Below are 14,561 nucleotides of genomic sequence, written 5' to 3'. Positions count from 1 at the left end.
CACTTTTAAAACTTTCCCCGCCCAAATGCAACGCTCACTCAATCCACTCGTCTTTTAAAAAGATAAATAAATGACAGTAAGTTAATAAAAAATCTTATTAATTTACCTGCCTCGTTGTCGCGTAGTATTTCTATCGATCTACTAATGTCTTCTACATTATTACAATAATTGCTCGTATCTCTAAATCTCTTTTGTATGAAGAAAATGTACCTTCTGCACAGCGCGTACTTGTTGCGCCTGCTGTGCCTGATCCTTGGGAGTTGTCTCACCCTCCATGCCCAAAACGTAAGGGTTACCGGGACGGTCACCTCCGCCTCCGACAACTTGGCGCTCGTGGGGATATCCGTCCTCGTAAAAGGCACTAATAACGGCACTACGTCCAATGCTACGGGTGAATACGCGATCAATGCGCCCACGGGCGGAACGCTTGTTTTCTCGTTCGTTGGTTTTGAAAAACAGGAAGTACAAGTCAACAACCAGAGCGTAATCAACGTGGTGCTGAAAGAAGATAATCAGCAGCTGAACGAAGTGGTGGTTACTGCGTTGGGTGTTAAACGTGAGAAAAAGCAGCTGGGCTACACCGTTTCCGAGATCGCCGGTGCAAAAATGGCCGCCACGAACGAATTGAGCCCCATCAGCGCATTGCAGGGACGCATCCCCGGCGTGCAGATCGACCAGGGCGCGGGCGGGCTAATGGGTAATACCAAAATCCTGATCCGCGGAAACTCTACGCTCGGCGTCAACAACCAGCCTATTTTCGTGGTCGACGGCGTGATCCTCGACAACGATGTGTACGACGGCAGCAGCGGCCCCCGCGACTTTGGTAATTCGCTTAAAAACCTCAATATGGAGGATTTTGAGAGCGTTTCGGTCTTGAAAGGTTCAGCCGCCGCCGCATTGTACGGCACCCGGGCGATTAACGGGGTGATCCTGATCACCACCAAAAAAGGCGCTCAGCGCAAAGGAATCGGTGTGAGCGTTTCGCAGACGTTCAATATGCAGAAACCCTACCGCGGCCCCGATTTCCAGAACGAGTACGGCGGTGGTACGGTAGGCGCATTCTTCACCGATACCCGCGACCCGAACTACAAACCGGACGAAAGCTGGACTACCAAGGTATTCCCTACCAACGCGCAGGGCCAACCATACATCGACCGGCAAATGAACCGTGAGCTGGAAAACTGGGGCCCGCGCTTCAACAATCAGCAAGTGGTTGATTATGACGGCAAAATGACGACATACCAGGCCTATCCGAACAACTACCTGGATGCATTCCAGACCGGAAAAGGCAGCCTGACGAACGTAGCGATCGACGGCGGCAACGAACGGTCGACGTTCCGGTTCTCCTACAACCGCGTGGACAGCCGTGGGATCAATTTCAAAAACAACCTCGATAAGAATGCATTTAACCTGCGCGCGACCCAGAACCTGAACAAATTCCTCGTCGCCGACGTCACCGCCGACTACACCACCACGGAGGGCACCAACCCGCCGTCGCTCAGCCTGAATAACTACATCTGGACTTTCCCGCGCAACTACGACACCCGATACTGGATGCAGCGCCAGAATTACATCGGCTACAAAGGTGGCCTGCGGAACGTGAGCGACGTGAGCGAGCCCAACCTAGTCCCCGGCGCCGATTACTGGTTTAATATCTTTGAAAACAATTACAGCCAGCGCGAACAAATGGTGCGCGGGCGCCTTGCATTGACCGCTACCGTTACGGACTGGCTCAAATTGCAGATAGAAGGCAATTTCAACAACCTGTACACCAAGAGCGAAATCAAGGAGCTGGGCCAGGGCGTAAACTTCACGGGCGGCCGCTACGCGCTCGGGCACTCGACGAAGCAAACGAATTTCATGAAATGGCTCGCAATTTTTAACAAACCCATCACGAAAGACCTGGATTTCAACGGCTACGTGGGCGGCGAGTCGCAGCAGTACAGCCTGTCGTTCAACAATGCGGAGACGGTTGGCGGGCTTTCCTACCCCGGCAATTTCTTCCTGGCCAACTCAGTACAATCGCAAAAATCGGAAGGCGGAATCAAAACGCGCCGCTCCTACAAGTCGCTGTATGCTAGTGCAGATTTTGCCTGGTGCGACCAGCTTTTCCTGCAAACTACCTGGCGCGGCGACTGGTCCTCGGCATTGACTTATTCCAACGGCTCCGGAAACAACTTTTACAATTATCCTTCGGCAAGCTTGTCCTGGATTTTTACGCAGTCGTTCCATTCTTCACTACCTAACTGGCTCAGTTATGGAAAGTTGAGGGGAAATCTGGCTGCATTGGGTGGCGATATCGAGCCATTCCTGCTCAATCCGGGCTTCAAATTCGGCGGGTATACCAATGCCGGCGGCTTCGGTGACCAGGCATTGTCGACATTCAGTGCCCAGTCGACCCTGCAAACCAACATCAAGCCGTTGCGGAAGATCGCCAAGGAAATTGGTTTGGAGGTGAAAGTGCTCAACAACCGCCTCGGGCTCGATTTGTCGGTATACCGCGATAATTCCCGCAACCAGCCTATCCCCATTTCAGCGGCCATTGAGACCGGCGTGAACAGCATTCTCATCAATGCGGGTAACATCCAGAACACCGGTATCGAGATCGCGCTTGATGCAACACCCATTAAAATCGGCGCTTTTTCCTGGAACAGCACGGTAACATTTTCACGTAACCGAAACAAAATCATAGAGTTGTACGGTAACCGCGAATACTACGCCCTGGCCGACGAATCGGGAGGCGGCAACGACCTGATCCCCTATGCCAAAGTGGGCGGCGCTTATGGTGTAATCCGCACCAAAATTGCCGCTGCGCGCTTCCAGGGTACCGATGCCGGCGACCCGCGTAATGGATTGCCGATCCTCTCGTGGCGGGGCGATGCGCGCGCGGCTTTTCCGGCACGCAGCAATGAATGGAAAGATGTGGGTGATATCAATGCAAAATTCCGCGGAGGATGGGATAATACATTCTCTTACAAAAGATTATCCCTTAATGTGTTGTTCGATGCCAAGATCGGCGGGGATATGATCATCACTTCGCTCCGTTACGGAACGCACACGGGCGTTTTCAAAAATTCGCTGCAAGGCCGCGATGCAGACCACGGCGGGATCGTGTTCCAAAGCAAGTTTGATGGTAAAACTTACGACGACGGCATTCTGCCCGAGGGCGTTTTTGCGGCAGGCCAGACCATCACGCAGCCCGACGGCTCGAATGTGAATGTGGGCGGAATGACTTTCAAGGAGGCTTACGACAAAGGACTGGTTGAACCCACCCATTTACCGCAATACAATTACCGCTACGGCTCGTTCTCGACCGCCGTCGGCGATTACTGGATTTCGGAAAACTCGTGGATTTCGCTGCGCCAGGTTTCGCTCAGCTACCAGGTCCCGCAATCGGTTTGCGAGAAAATCAAGCTCAATGCGTTGTCAATCAACCTTGTAGGGCGCGATTTACTTTACCTGTACAACACGTTACCGCTGAACTTCAACCCCGCATCAAACTTCTCGAACAGCACCGCCGTGCAGAAGGAAGTCGGTTTTATCCCGCCTATGACCCGCGCCCTGGGCGTTACCCTGCGCGCTGCATTCTGATGTAACCGGTTCATGTTCAGCCATTTTTAAAAGATATTCCCAATGAAAAATATATTAACAAAATGCGCCGCCGGTACCGTTCTCGCCACCGGCCTCCTGTGGGCGACTTCCTGCGAGAAGGATTTCGGCGATATCAATACCGACCCGAGCATTGTGATCACGCCCGATCCCAAGTTTCTTTTCACCCACTCGCTCAATAGTCTGGAATCGTACCAGGGTACCGAATGGATCTGGGAAAATCTGGAACAGCTCCTGCGCTTTTCGCAACACCTTACCACCGATCCCTATGAGCTTTCGACCAACATCAATTCCCGGTATTCGGCTTACTATTCGAATATTTTGCCGAATCTGGTCGAAATCCGCAAGCAAATAGACCTGAAACCCAACAAAGAACGGTTTCAGAAAATGCGCGCCGCTACGTACGTGGTGGGCGTGCTGCACGGGCTGCGCGTGACGGACATGAACGGATCTATCCCTTACACCCAGGCCATTAAAGCCCGCGATGAACAGAACTATACGCCTGAATATGACACGCAGAAGACCCTGTACGACACCTGGCTGGCCGAATTGAACGACGCGATTACCGCATTGAGCGCCAGCTCTGAGGACCAGGAAGGCTTCGGCAATGCGGACATTATCTACCACAGCGACTGGGTGAAGTGGGTGAAAGCGGCCAACACGCTCAAATTGCGTATTGCATTGCGCTATGAGGGCCAGGATAAGGCTAAAACGCAGCAGATTTACAAGGAAGTGGCCGATAATGCCATCGGTCCCATCGTGGAGGACGCCGACCAGTTTGCCTACCTCGACCCGGACTGGGGGCCGGTTGGCGGTGATGTCGATTACCGGAGCACACGTTTCGCTACGAAGTCGATTATAACGTTCCTGAAACAGACCAAAGACCCGCGGCTGGCTATCTATTTCAGCCCGAATGACCTAAGTAAGAACGCATTGGATTCACTCAAAAAGTACAACCAGGCTTTGCCGGCATTCATCGACCCGGCCGACCCGCAAATCCGTTTCCAGGGTGGCCCGGCCGATTGGACCACCAATCCGACCGTCGCGCAGTATTATAAAAACCCGCTCAACGCAGGTAGCAACAAATACGTGGTGATGTCGACGATCAACAAGGTATTCTTCGCGCCGACCCGCAACGGCGGCAAAGGGACCTTCCAGGACTACATGATCACGAGCGCAGAAGGCTGTTTTTACATCGCCGAATTGATTCAGAAAGGCTATGGTACGGGCTCGAAAATCACGGGAACGGCCGAGGATTGGTACAAAAAGGGCATTGCGTCGTCGATGCGTACGATGAACTCCATCGCGCAAGCGGCATTGTCCACCACCGGCTTGTCGGCCAACGCAGATGCTGAAATCGCCGCCTACCTCGCCCTACCACAGGTGAAACTGAACGGTACCAACGACCTGGAACGCATTTACATCCAGGAGTACCTGAACTTCATGCGCCTGCCTACGGAGGCGTTTACGTTCGTGCGCAGGACGGGTTATCCCAAAAACAACTCGACATATTACCCACGAGACGCGTTTAATGAGGCCATTCCGCGCCGCTACTGGGTCGACGAGCCCCCGCTGGGCACCAACAACGCGAACTGGCTCAAAGCGCAGACAGAGCAAGGATTTACGCCCAACGACCGCACCGCCGCCACACTGAACAGCCAACGTCTATGGTTTGACAAGAATAACCCGGCTTTCGGGCAGGGAATTTAGAGGGAGAAGGGAGGAAAGGGAGAAGGGAGGAAGGAGGATGGAGGCAGTGCGAGTAATGACAACAGAAGGCCCCGCTGGGGCCTTTTGTTGTGTTATAGCCTGTGCTGCTACAAACAGGGCATGCCTCCGGCATCTTGCGTCGCTCTCTGACAGTAACGTCGATTACTCATTATCAGCCGCAGAGCGGCTTCCTGTTTGTAGCAAACATACACCGAACCTAATGCCCGATCCCTGCGGATTCTCCCGCATCAGATGCCAATTTTTCTCCCCCATCCTCCCTTTCCTCCATCTTCCCTTTCCTCCATCCTCCCCCAAAAAATCCCCCCGCCACTTGCATTTCTCCCAAACGTTCCGCACCTTTGTACTGTAATAATAAAAGTTACAGTATGAATAGCGGTCGCTTTGCCATTTCGGTGCATATTCTGACATTATTGACCTTCGCGGAGGACGAGTGGACGTCGTCGGAATACCTGGCAGGGAGCATCAATATCAACCCGGTGCTCGTGCGGAAAGAGCTTAGCAACCTCCGCGAACGTGGCCTGGTGCTCAGTAAGGAAGGAAAATCAGGCGGAAGCAAGCTGGCCAAACCTGCTGATCAGATCTTCATGTCGGAAGTGTATGAGGCTGTGAAACAGAAAGATCTGCTTGGAAAGGGCATCAACTCCCCTAACCCGGCCTGCCCCGTGGGCCGCAATATCAACGACCACCTCGATAGCCTCTATGACGATGCGGAAAAGACTTTGCTCGCCAGCCTGGGAAAAGTATCGCTGGCTGAATTTTGCGGAAAGTTCAATTAATTTTTTTGCTCAAAACTGTAACATTTGTTATTTCAGAATAAAATATCCATCTCAAAAACAAATACTTATGAAAATCGCATTGATCGGCGCCACCGGATTTGTAGGCACCCACGTTTTGAAAGAACTTGTTTCACGCGGTCACCAGGTAACTGCTATTGCCCGCAATACCGGTAAAATCGACGCCAGCAACGAGCTCGTTACCGCCCAAGCCGCTGACGTCATGAATGCCGACGAAGTTGCCGCAGCCGTAAAAGGCCACGACGCGGTAATCAGTACGTTCAACGCAGGTTGGACGAACCCCAACATCTACAACGACTTCATCGCCGGCGCCAAAGCCATTCAGGCAGGCGTGAAGCAGGCGGGCGTAAAACGTTTCCTCACCGTGGGCGGCGCAGGAAGTCTGGAAATCAAGCCGGGATTGCAGCTGGTGGACACACCTACCTTCCCTGAGGCGTACAAGGCAGGTGCCACCGCCGCCCGCGATTACCTCAATTTACTCAAAACTGAAACCGAGCTGGATTGGACTTTTCTAAGTCCGGCCATCGAAATGTCCCCCGCACACCCAGGCGAGCGCACTGGTAAATACCGCACCGCACTCGACACTCCGGTGTTCGACGAGCAACATCACAGCAGGTTGTCGGTAGACGATACCGCAGTCGCTATTGTCGATGAGGTCGAGCAAGGAAACTTCATCCGCAAGCGATTTACAGCGGCTTATTAGGAGCGTACTTATAATAGGGTACTTTCGTATAGTACATATTATTAGTTAGACGCTAACGCTCCTGTTTATACATATTTAAAGTATCAAAAGTATAATTAATAGGATACATTAAAATTGTTATCACAAGTAACAAGGCTGATACTTTTCATACAAATGTAAAGTATCAGCCTTTTTACTTGTATGATTAATACTTCATCACATTGCCATTTAGTACTTTTATTACATATTATATTTTAAAAAGTATTATACATTCGATACGTACCTAATGTTTTCAAGTATAATTCTTTTAATACTTTCAATACTTGTTATATTTACAAGCATATTATAAGTATTAAAAGTCTAAAATATATCATCTAAACAGCCGTTGATTAACAGCTACTTAAACCGGAAAATAATTAATACCAGCCGATAGGTGCCACTGCTACTATTGCCACTCATTTTTCCATCCTCCCAGGCCACCGACAGCCCGCTGTCAGCATTAGCACCGATTTTTGACTAATTTTGCATTCCTAAAACCTGTCAAAATCATGGCTATAAATGAGACATTGTCAGCGGCAGACGAACTTGCCAAGCTGTCATCACACACATTAAAAGAAAAGACCGGGCGCAACTGGCCGGAATGGATCGAATGGCTCGACAACCTCAAATCCGACGGAAGGGCCCACAAGGACATCGTCACATTGCTCGAAGATCACGTTGAAAACGGCTGGTACCGGCAGAAAATCGCGCTGGGTTACCGGGAGGCGATCGGGCAGCGGCAGTTAGGGGAGCTCCTGTCCGGTTATGAAGTAGGCGTCTCCCGTACCTTCCCGATCCCCGTTCATAAAGCCTGGGAACTGATCGCCTCGGAAGAAGGGCTTTCGACCTGGCTCGGGCTGCTCGTCGACGGCTGCATAGGCATGGGCGAATCGTTCAAAACGCAGGACGGCATCATCGGCACCATTACCATCCTGGCCCCGGGCTCACATTTCCGGGTGGCGTGGAAACCCGAATACTGGCGATATAACTCAACATTACAAGTACGCGTAGTGGGTAGCAAAAGCAAGAGCGCCGGCAAAAGCGTCATCAGTTTTCATCATGAAAAACTGCCGAGGGCAGCCGACCGTGACGCGATGAAAAGGCACTGGCAAGAAAAACTATCCGATCTGGCTGAAATAATTAAGGGAAAATAAGGTTCTTTGTACCCCGATTTTACAGCCACCAATTATATAACCTAGATGAAGTTCCGTGTTGCCGGCCTATTATTACTTTTTATACTTTTAAGCCATTCTAACCTTTTCGCCCAGCGCTTCCTTATGGACCTTGTGGATACCACAAACCAAATGGGAAAAGGTATGCTTTCCATTTATGAGCGCTATAACCGAGTGAGAATCAGTGGCTACATCCAACCACAGTTCCAGGTTATTTCCAAAGAAGGCGCCGAGACATTTGCGGGTGGTAACTTCTCCGGCCTCTCGAATAACCGCTTCATGCTCCGCCGCGGGCGCCTGCGTGTAGACTACGCGCACCTGAACAAGAACAATGACCCTACCTCGTATTTCGTATTCCAGTTCGACGGAACCGAACGCGGCGTAGCGATCCGCGATTTTTGGGGCCGGTTTTATGAAAACAAGTTCAAGATATTTGCATTGACTACCGGGATGTTCGCGCGGCCATTCGGGCATGAGGTGAACCTTTCGTCAGCGAACCGCGAGTCGCCCGAGCGTGGACGCATGTCGCAGATCCTGATGAAGACCGAGCGCGACATCGGTGTAATGCTTACCGTTACCAGCCGCAAAACACAGGCTTGGCACCAGAAACTGAAATTCGACGTGGGCGTGTTCAATGGCCAGGGCATGTCGGGCCCGATGGATTACGACAGTCACAAGGATGTGATCAGCCGGCTGAGCCTCAAACCGACCACCATCCGCGCGTTGGGTCATGCGACCTTGTCGGCGGCAGTGTCGGGCTACGCAGGCGGCATTGTAAGCCAGTCCGATGTCCTCTACAAAACGGAACGCCGGGGCGGTGAATATCAGGCAGTACGAGACTCGGCGGCTGTAAACCTGCACAAGACCCGGCCCCGCAACTACGCCGGTGCAGATTTCCAGCTATCGTTCCCCAACAGGAAGGGAGAAACCGAATTCCGCGCAGAGTACATCAAAGGCCAGCAGACGGCGACTTTCGCCACCAGTGAGACGCCCGGCACTTATCCGGTCACCAACGGCCTGAAAGACCCGCTTTATTCCCGCAGCTTCGACGGTGCCTATTTCTATTTCCTGCAACACCTTGGCAGCCTGGACCACCAGTTTGTGGTGAAATACGACTGGTACGATCCCAATACCAAGATTTCGGGCAAGCAAATCTCGGCCGACAAGGGTTTCGGCAAGGCTGATCTTCGGTATAACACCCTGGGCATGGGATATGTGTATACGGCAAACGAATCACTGAAATTCGTATTCTACTATGAGTTCGTGCGGAATGAAAAGTCGGCGCTGGCGGGTTACGAAAGCGATGTATCCGATGATGTTTTCACAGCCCGCGTCCAGTACAATTTCTAAGCGCCGAATCGCTCCGACAGAATTTTCCTGCGGTAGGCAAAAATCGTATTCACTTCCCGGTTCACGATCATCCGGTCTACCAACCTTCCCAAAATGCCGAACGGCACCTTGTAATGCAGAATATCCTCCATCAGTACCCCGCCGTTTTGCTCGGTGAAGCGGTGCTGATGGTGCCAGAATGCGTACGGCCCGAAGCGCTGCTCATCTACAAAATATTGCTTGTCAACCACATGTGTAATTTCGGTGCACCATTTCAGGGGTATACCGAACAGCGGCCGTACAATGTACCGGATAATCTGTCCCGCATACATTTCCCCGCTGTGGTGTGACGAGGTCACTACGAATCCCATTTGTGAAGGGGTGATTTCCTTCAAATTGGCAGGGTTCGAGAAAAAAGCCCATGCCTCATCGAGGCTAATGGGCATCCATTGTTTAAAATATAGCTCGCGCATGTCAACTCATTTGACCTAATATACGTTAAATATGCAGCCAGCGATCAAAATCCGGGCCGGGCCGCGGCCGGGTCCTTTGGCATAGTTTTCTCAGCATTTATCACAGTACTAACTCCGAATAACATGAACAGAAAACAGCTCGCAACCACAACCATTTCTATCCATGCAAGCCCTTCTGCGGTTTGGAAGGCATTGGTAGAACCCGAACTCGTCAAAAAGTATTTTCATGGCACAGAAATGCGCTCGGATTTTGAGATTGGAAGCCCTATCACCTTCGAAGGCGAATGGCATGGCCAGCATTATGTTGATAAGGGCGAAATCCTGAGGATCACGCCCGAACGCGAGCTAAGCTACTCGTTCTGGAGTCCGCTATCGGGTACTGAGGATTTTGAGGATAATTATACTCACGTGACCTTCCATTTGTCCGACTATCACGAACACACGACGCTGGTGGTAACTCAGGACAACCTGGAAGACGACGATGCCGTCGTGAAAGCGGAGGGTAACTGGTTGAACGTGCTGCACGATCTGAAAAGGGTTGTGGAGGAAGAAAGGCTGCACGTCCTTTAAGGGCATTTCAATACAAAACCCGTTGGAGCTCGTCCAACGGGTTTTGTATTTTTCAAAGTTTCATCGACAAGGCGATCCGCTTTCTGCTAAGGTCTACCTCGGTCACCTTAACGGTGACGTGCTGCTGTAACTTCACCACTTCGTTCGGGTCCTTCACAAATTTGTCGGCCATCTGCGAAACGTGGACGAGGCCATCCTGTTTCACGCCCACATCGACAAACGCTCCGAATGCCGTAATGTTCGTCACGATTCCGGGCAGGATCATCCCGACCTTCAAATCTTCCGGCTTCCTTACAGAGGCATCGAACTCAAACTTCTTCATTTCCGCACGCGGGTCACGCGAGGGTTTTTCGAGCTCGGCGAGGATATCCTTCAAAGTGGGCAAGCCCACCGAGGCCGATACATACTTTTCAATTTTAACCTGGCGCCGCAAATCGGGTTTCTGCATTAAATCCTTCACCGTAGCACCCGCATCTTTGGCCATTTGCTCTACCAATTCGTAACGTTCCGGGTGTACTGCACTGTTATCCAACGGATTAGTGCCATTCTCAATGCGCAGAAAGCCTGCCGCCTGCTCAAATGCTTTCGCTCCGAGCCGCGGAACTTTCAATAATTGCTGCCTCGATTTGAAATTCCCATTTTTAGCCCGAAAATCCACGATATTCTGCGCCAGAGCCGGTCCAAGGCCGGAAACATAGCGCAACAAATGCTTGCTCGACGTGTTGAGATTTACGCCTACGGAATTCACGCAGCTTTCCACGACTACATCCAAAGCATTTCGCAATGAATTTTGGTCCACATCGTGCTGATACTGGCCTACACCGATTGACTTCGGATCGATCTTCACCAACTCTGCCAGCGGGTCCATCAGCCTCCGCCCGATCGATATCGAACCGCGGACAGTCACATCCTTGTCGGGGAACTCCTCGCGTGCGACCTCCGAAGCGGAATAAATAGACGCCCCCTGCTCGGATACCATAAACAACCCGATCTCCGCCGACTGTCCGGAACCATCCAGCAGCTTCTTGACAAAATCTTCCGTCTCGCGACCGGCAGTACCATTACCCACGGCGATCGCCTCGACTTTGAACTTCCTGATGAGCTCACTGATCCTGGCGCCTGCTTCTGAAGGTTTATCGAATGGATAAATGACATGATCGGCGATGAGGTTACCCTGGCTGTCGAGCACCACTACTTTGCAGCCCGTGCGGTAACCGGGGTCTATGGCCAGTACTGTTTTCTGGCCCAGGGGCGAAGCCAGCAGGAGCTGCCGGAGGTTCTCGGTGAACACCTGTATCGCGGCCACATCTGCTTTTTCCTTAGACAAGTTGGCAAATTCCGTTTCGATCGACGGTTTCAACAGCCGTTTGTAGCTGTCGCCGATCGCCAGTTCGAGCTGGTCCTTACAAGCCTCCGTACCGAACATAAACAGCCTGTCCAATGCTTCGAGCGCCGCATCTTCATCCGGCGAAATATCCACGCTCAGAATGCCCTCTTCTTCGCCTCTGCGCAGCGCGAGCAGCCTGTGCGAGGGTATTTTGGCCAAAGGCTCCGAAAACTCGAAATAATCGCGGTATTTAGCCCCTTCTTCCTCTTTCTTCTTCTTGACCTTGGAAGTAATAATGGCACCGCGCTGGAAAGTGTACCGCACTTTCGTCCGCGCTTCCTGGTTTTCGTTGATCCATTCGGCGATAATATCCCGGGCCCCTTGCAATGCGTCGCCGGCATTCGCCACCTGATCGTTCAGGAAGCTGGCTGCCTTGCCTTCGGGATCGCGCTCCTTGCCTTCGAAAATAAGCCTGGCAAGTGGTTCCAGCCCTTTCTCGATGGCGATCGTCGCGCGGGTTTTTCTCTTTTGTTTATAGGGAAGATAAAGGTCTTCCAGCTCGGTCATCGAAAACACGCCCTCGATCTTCTTTTTCAGCTCCGGCGTGAGTTTGCCTTGCTCTTCAATGCTCTTCAAAATGGCCTCCCGGCGCTTTTCGACTTCCTGCTGCTTCTGCCATGCCTCTTTGACGGCGCCTATCTGGACTTCGTCCAGCCCGCCGGTGGCTTCCTTGCGGTACCGCGCGATAAACGGCACCGTGGCGCCTTCCTCGAATAACGCGATGGTGTTCCTCGCCTGCTTGTCGCTGACGCCCGCCTGTTGTGCAATAAGGGTGTAGTTCATGTTTACTAATGAAATTGGAAACGGCAAATAAAGCGGATATTCACGGTTTTCAAAACTAAAATTAGCGACGAGGCCACGTACGCATTTTACCGTTTATATTTGGTGTAATTTAATCCTCATACCTAACCCCTTATCAAATGAAGTATCTATTCGGAAAGCCATTGGCTATCCTGGCCGTCGTGCTGAGCCTGCTCTCTGGCACACTTCCGGCATTCTCGCAACAAAAGCCCGCAATCAAAGTCATTGCTTTTTTTACGGGTAAAAATGACCGGGCACACATCAGTTTTGTAGGTGAAGCCCACAAACGTTTACCCCAACTCGGTGAAAAAAACGGGTTTACCTACGATTCGACGAGCAAGTGGGATAACCTCAACGCCGCGTTCCTGTCGAAATACCAGGTGGTGCTTTTCCTCGATACACGCCCAGAAAAACCCGAGCAGCGTGCAGCTTTCCAGAAATATATGGAAAACGGCGGCGGCTGGATCGGCTTTCATTTCGCCGCATTTGCATTGACGCCCTCCGCTTTCCCGCAAAACTGGGACTGGTACCATGATCAATTCCTCGGCTCGGGGCAGTACAAAAGCAACACCTGGCGCCCTACTTCGGCCATTTTGAAAGTTGAGAATCCCAAAAGCCCGGCTACCAAAGGATTAGGCAGCACCTTCAAAGCATCGCCCAACGAATGGTACCGATGGGAAAAGGATTTAACCCAAAATCCCGATATTGAAATACTCCTTTCGATCGATCCGGCGAGCTTTCCGCTCGGTACCGGGCCAAAACAGCACGAAATCTGGCACAGTGGTTATTACCCCGTCGCGTGGACCAATAAAAAGTACAAAATGCTCTACATGAATATGGGGCATAACGATATCGATTACGAGAATAAAACGAACAAGGAATTATCGTTTACCTTTGATAATGACGCACAGAATCAGTTCCTGGTGAACTCGATCCTCTGGCTCGCCAACCGCAAAAAGTAACCGACTATGGAAGACAGGCAGACCCGCAGTTTCGACAAAGGCCAAATGACCGGCACCACCTGGCAATGCGACGGCATCTTGCTGGGGCATGCCGTTTCGCGGTTCACGGAATTGTCGGGTTTTCACTCCAAAAGCGCCAATACCGACGTGGTACGCATGCATTTCGGCTTGAAAGGGGATTACATGTTTACCTACGATCAGCTTGGGAAGACATTCGACCTTGTCGGCGGACACCATAACATCATGTATTCCAGGGAGTTTGAAATGACCGTTCAGGCGAAGACGCTTGAAATTGAGACTTTCGGCATTCAGTTTCCCAAAGAAGTCTTTATTCAGTTCACCCAAAATGCCAGTGATGCGCTGAAACGCTTTTCAGAGGCGATAGTTATGGGCAAAAGTGCGATCTTGACCGAAAATTGGGGTACGATCGATTCGCCAATTCAGCAGGTAATCCAGCAAATTATCCACTGCAAGTATTCCGAAAACCTCAAAAAGCTGTTTCTGCTTTCCAAAAGCATTGAGCTGCTCGTGCTATGCGCGGACGCGTGCGAGGCTTCGGAACGCAAAACGGAGACATTTATCAAAACCAAAACCGACAAGGAGAAGATTATCGCTGTCCGCGATCTGATCAACGAACGCGTGCATTGCCCGCCTAATCTCTCCGAAATCGCACATCACGTGGGTTTGAACGAATACAAGCTGAAAAAAGGCTTCAAGGAGACGTTCAACAATACTATTTTCGGGTACCTCACCGACCAGCGCCTGCAACTCGCGAAGCAATACCTGCTCGACACCCAGCAAACGGCCGCGGAAATATCGACGCAGCTGGGCTACGCAACGCCGCAGCACTTCAACAATGCTTTCAAAAAGAAATTCGGCATCACTCCCTTTTCGGTTAGAAATAATCCGTAAAACGCAATCCAGTACGATACGGATGGGCGTAATATTGCCATTGTAAAATTTAGTCAGGCATGGTCAGGTGTTGTCAGGTGTGGTTACGTGTAGTTAGGAG

At 51.4% G+C, this 14,561-nt stretch carries 11 protein-coding genes; 9 read left to right on the top strand and 2 right to left on the bottom strand.

Annotated features, from left to right (window positions below):
• The first annotated feature begins 195 nt into the window (after positions 1-195).
• The 6 genes from J2Y43_RS14985 (at position 196) to J2Y43_RS14960 (ending at position 9,377) form a co-directional block, all read left to right on the top strand.
• Complete coding sequence (locus J2Y43_RS14985; protein WP_309983956.1) at positions 196-3,591, top strand: SusC/RagA family TonB-linked outer membrane protein; 3,396 nt, start codon at positions 196-198, stop codon at positions 3,589-3,591.
• Positions 3,592-3,633: 42 nt separating this feature from the next.
• Positions 3,634-5,319: a SusD/RagB family nutrient-binding outer membrane lipoprotein gene (locus tag J2Y43_RS14980; protein ID WP_309983954.1), complete on the top strand. Its 1,686-nt coding sequence runs from the start codon at positions 3,634-3,636 to the stop codon at positions 5,317-5,319.
• Between the two features lie 386 nt (positions 5,320-5,705).
• Positions 5,706-6,116: an Rrf2 family transcriptional regulator gene (locus J2Y43_RS14975; RefSeq protein WP_309983952.1), complete on the top strand. Its 411-nt coding sequence runs from the start codon at positions 5,706-5,708 to the stop codon at positions 6,114-6,116.
• A gap of 67 nt (positions 6,117-6,183) precedes the next feature.
• Positions 6,184-6,837, top strand: a complete 654-nt coding sequence (locus tag J2Y43_RS14970; protein ID WP_309983949.1) for an NAD(P)-dependent oxidoreductase — start codon at positions 6,184-6,186, stop codon at positions 6,835-6,837.
• 527 nt (positions 6,838-7,364) lie between these two features.
• Complete coding sequence (locus tag J2Y43_RS14965) at positions 7,365-8,009, top strand: hypothetical protein (RefSeq protein ID WP_309983947.1); 645 nt, start codon at positions 7,365-7,367, stop codon at positions 8,007-8,009.
• Between the two features lie 162 nt (positions 8,010-8,171).
• A complete protein-coding gene (locus J2Y43_RS14960) occupies positions 8,172-9,377 on the top strand; it encodes a porin (protein ID WP_309983945.1) in 1,206 nt (401 codons plus the stop codon).
• Here J2Y43_RS14960 and J2Y43_RS14955 read toward each other — a convergent pair.
• Entirely contained in the window at positions 9,374-9,829 is a 456-nt protein-coding gene (locus J2Y43_RS14955) for an SRPBCC family protein (protein ID WP_309983943.1), read from the bottom strand. The genes J2Y43_RS14960 and J2Y43_RS14955 overlap by 4 nt on opposite strands.
• Positions 9,830-9,952: 123 nt before the next feature.
• Here J2Y43_RS14955 and J2Y43_RS14950 point away from each other — a divergent pair, with 123 nt between their 5' ends.
• Positions 9,953-10,399 (top strand): SRPBCC domain-containing protein, encoded by a 447-nt coding sequence (locus J2Y43_RS14950; RefSeq protein WP_309983941.1) that lies wholly within the window; start codon positions 9,953-9,955, stop codon positions 10,397-10,399.
• A 52-nt stretch (positions 10,400-10,451) separates the two neighbouring features.
• Here the strand turns inward: J2Y43_RS14950 and J2Y43_RS14945 are convergent, their stop codons facing one another.
• Complete coding sequence (locus J2Y43_RS14945) at positions 10,452-12,569, bottom strand: Tex family protein (protein ID WP_309983938.1); 2,118 nt, start codon at positions 12,567-12,569, stop codon at positions 10,452-10,454.
• 137 nt (positions 12,570-12,706) lie between these two features.
• On the opposite strand from J2Y43_RS14945, the gene J2Y43_RS14940 reads away from it, so the two are divergent.
• Together J2Y43_RS14940 and J2Y43_RS14935 are read left to right on the top strand one after the other, a co-directional pair.
• Positions 12,707-13,549, top strand: a complete 843-nt coding sequence (locus J2Y43_RS14940; RefSeq protein ID WP_309983936.1) for a ThuA domain-containing protein — start codon at positions 12,707-12,709, stop codon at positions 13,547-13,549.
• A gap of 6 nt (positions 13,550-13,555) precedes the next feature.
• The gene (locus J2Y43_RS14935; protein ID WP_309983934.1) at positions 13,556-14,461 is read left to right on the top strand and encodes an AraC family transcriptional regulator; all 906 of its coding nucleotides are present in this window, start codon (positions 13,556-13,558) and stop codon (positions 14,459-14,461) included.
• Positions 14,462-14,561: the final 100 nt, after the last annotated feature.

Origin of the sequence: Dyadobacter sp. BE31, from assembly GCF_031457695.1 — a bacterium.
Classification (GTDB): domain Bacteria; phylum Bacteroidota; class Bacteroidia; order Cytophagales; family Spirosomataceae; genus Dyadobacter.
This window is presented reverse-complemented; position numbering and strand designations above follow the sequence as displayed.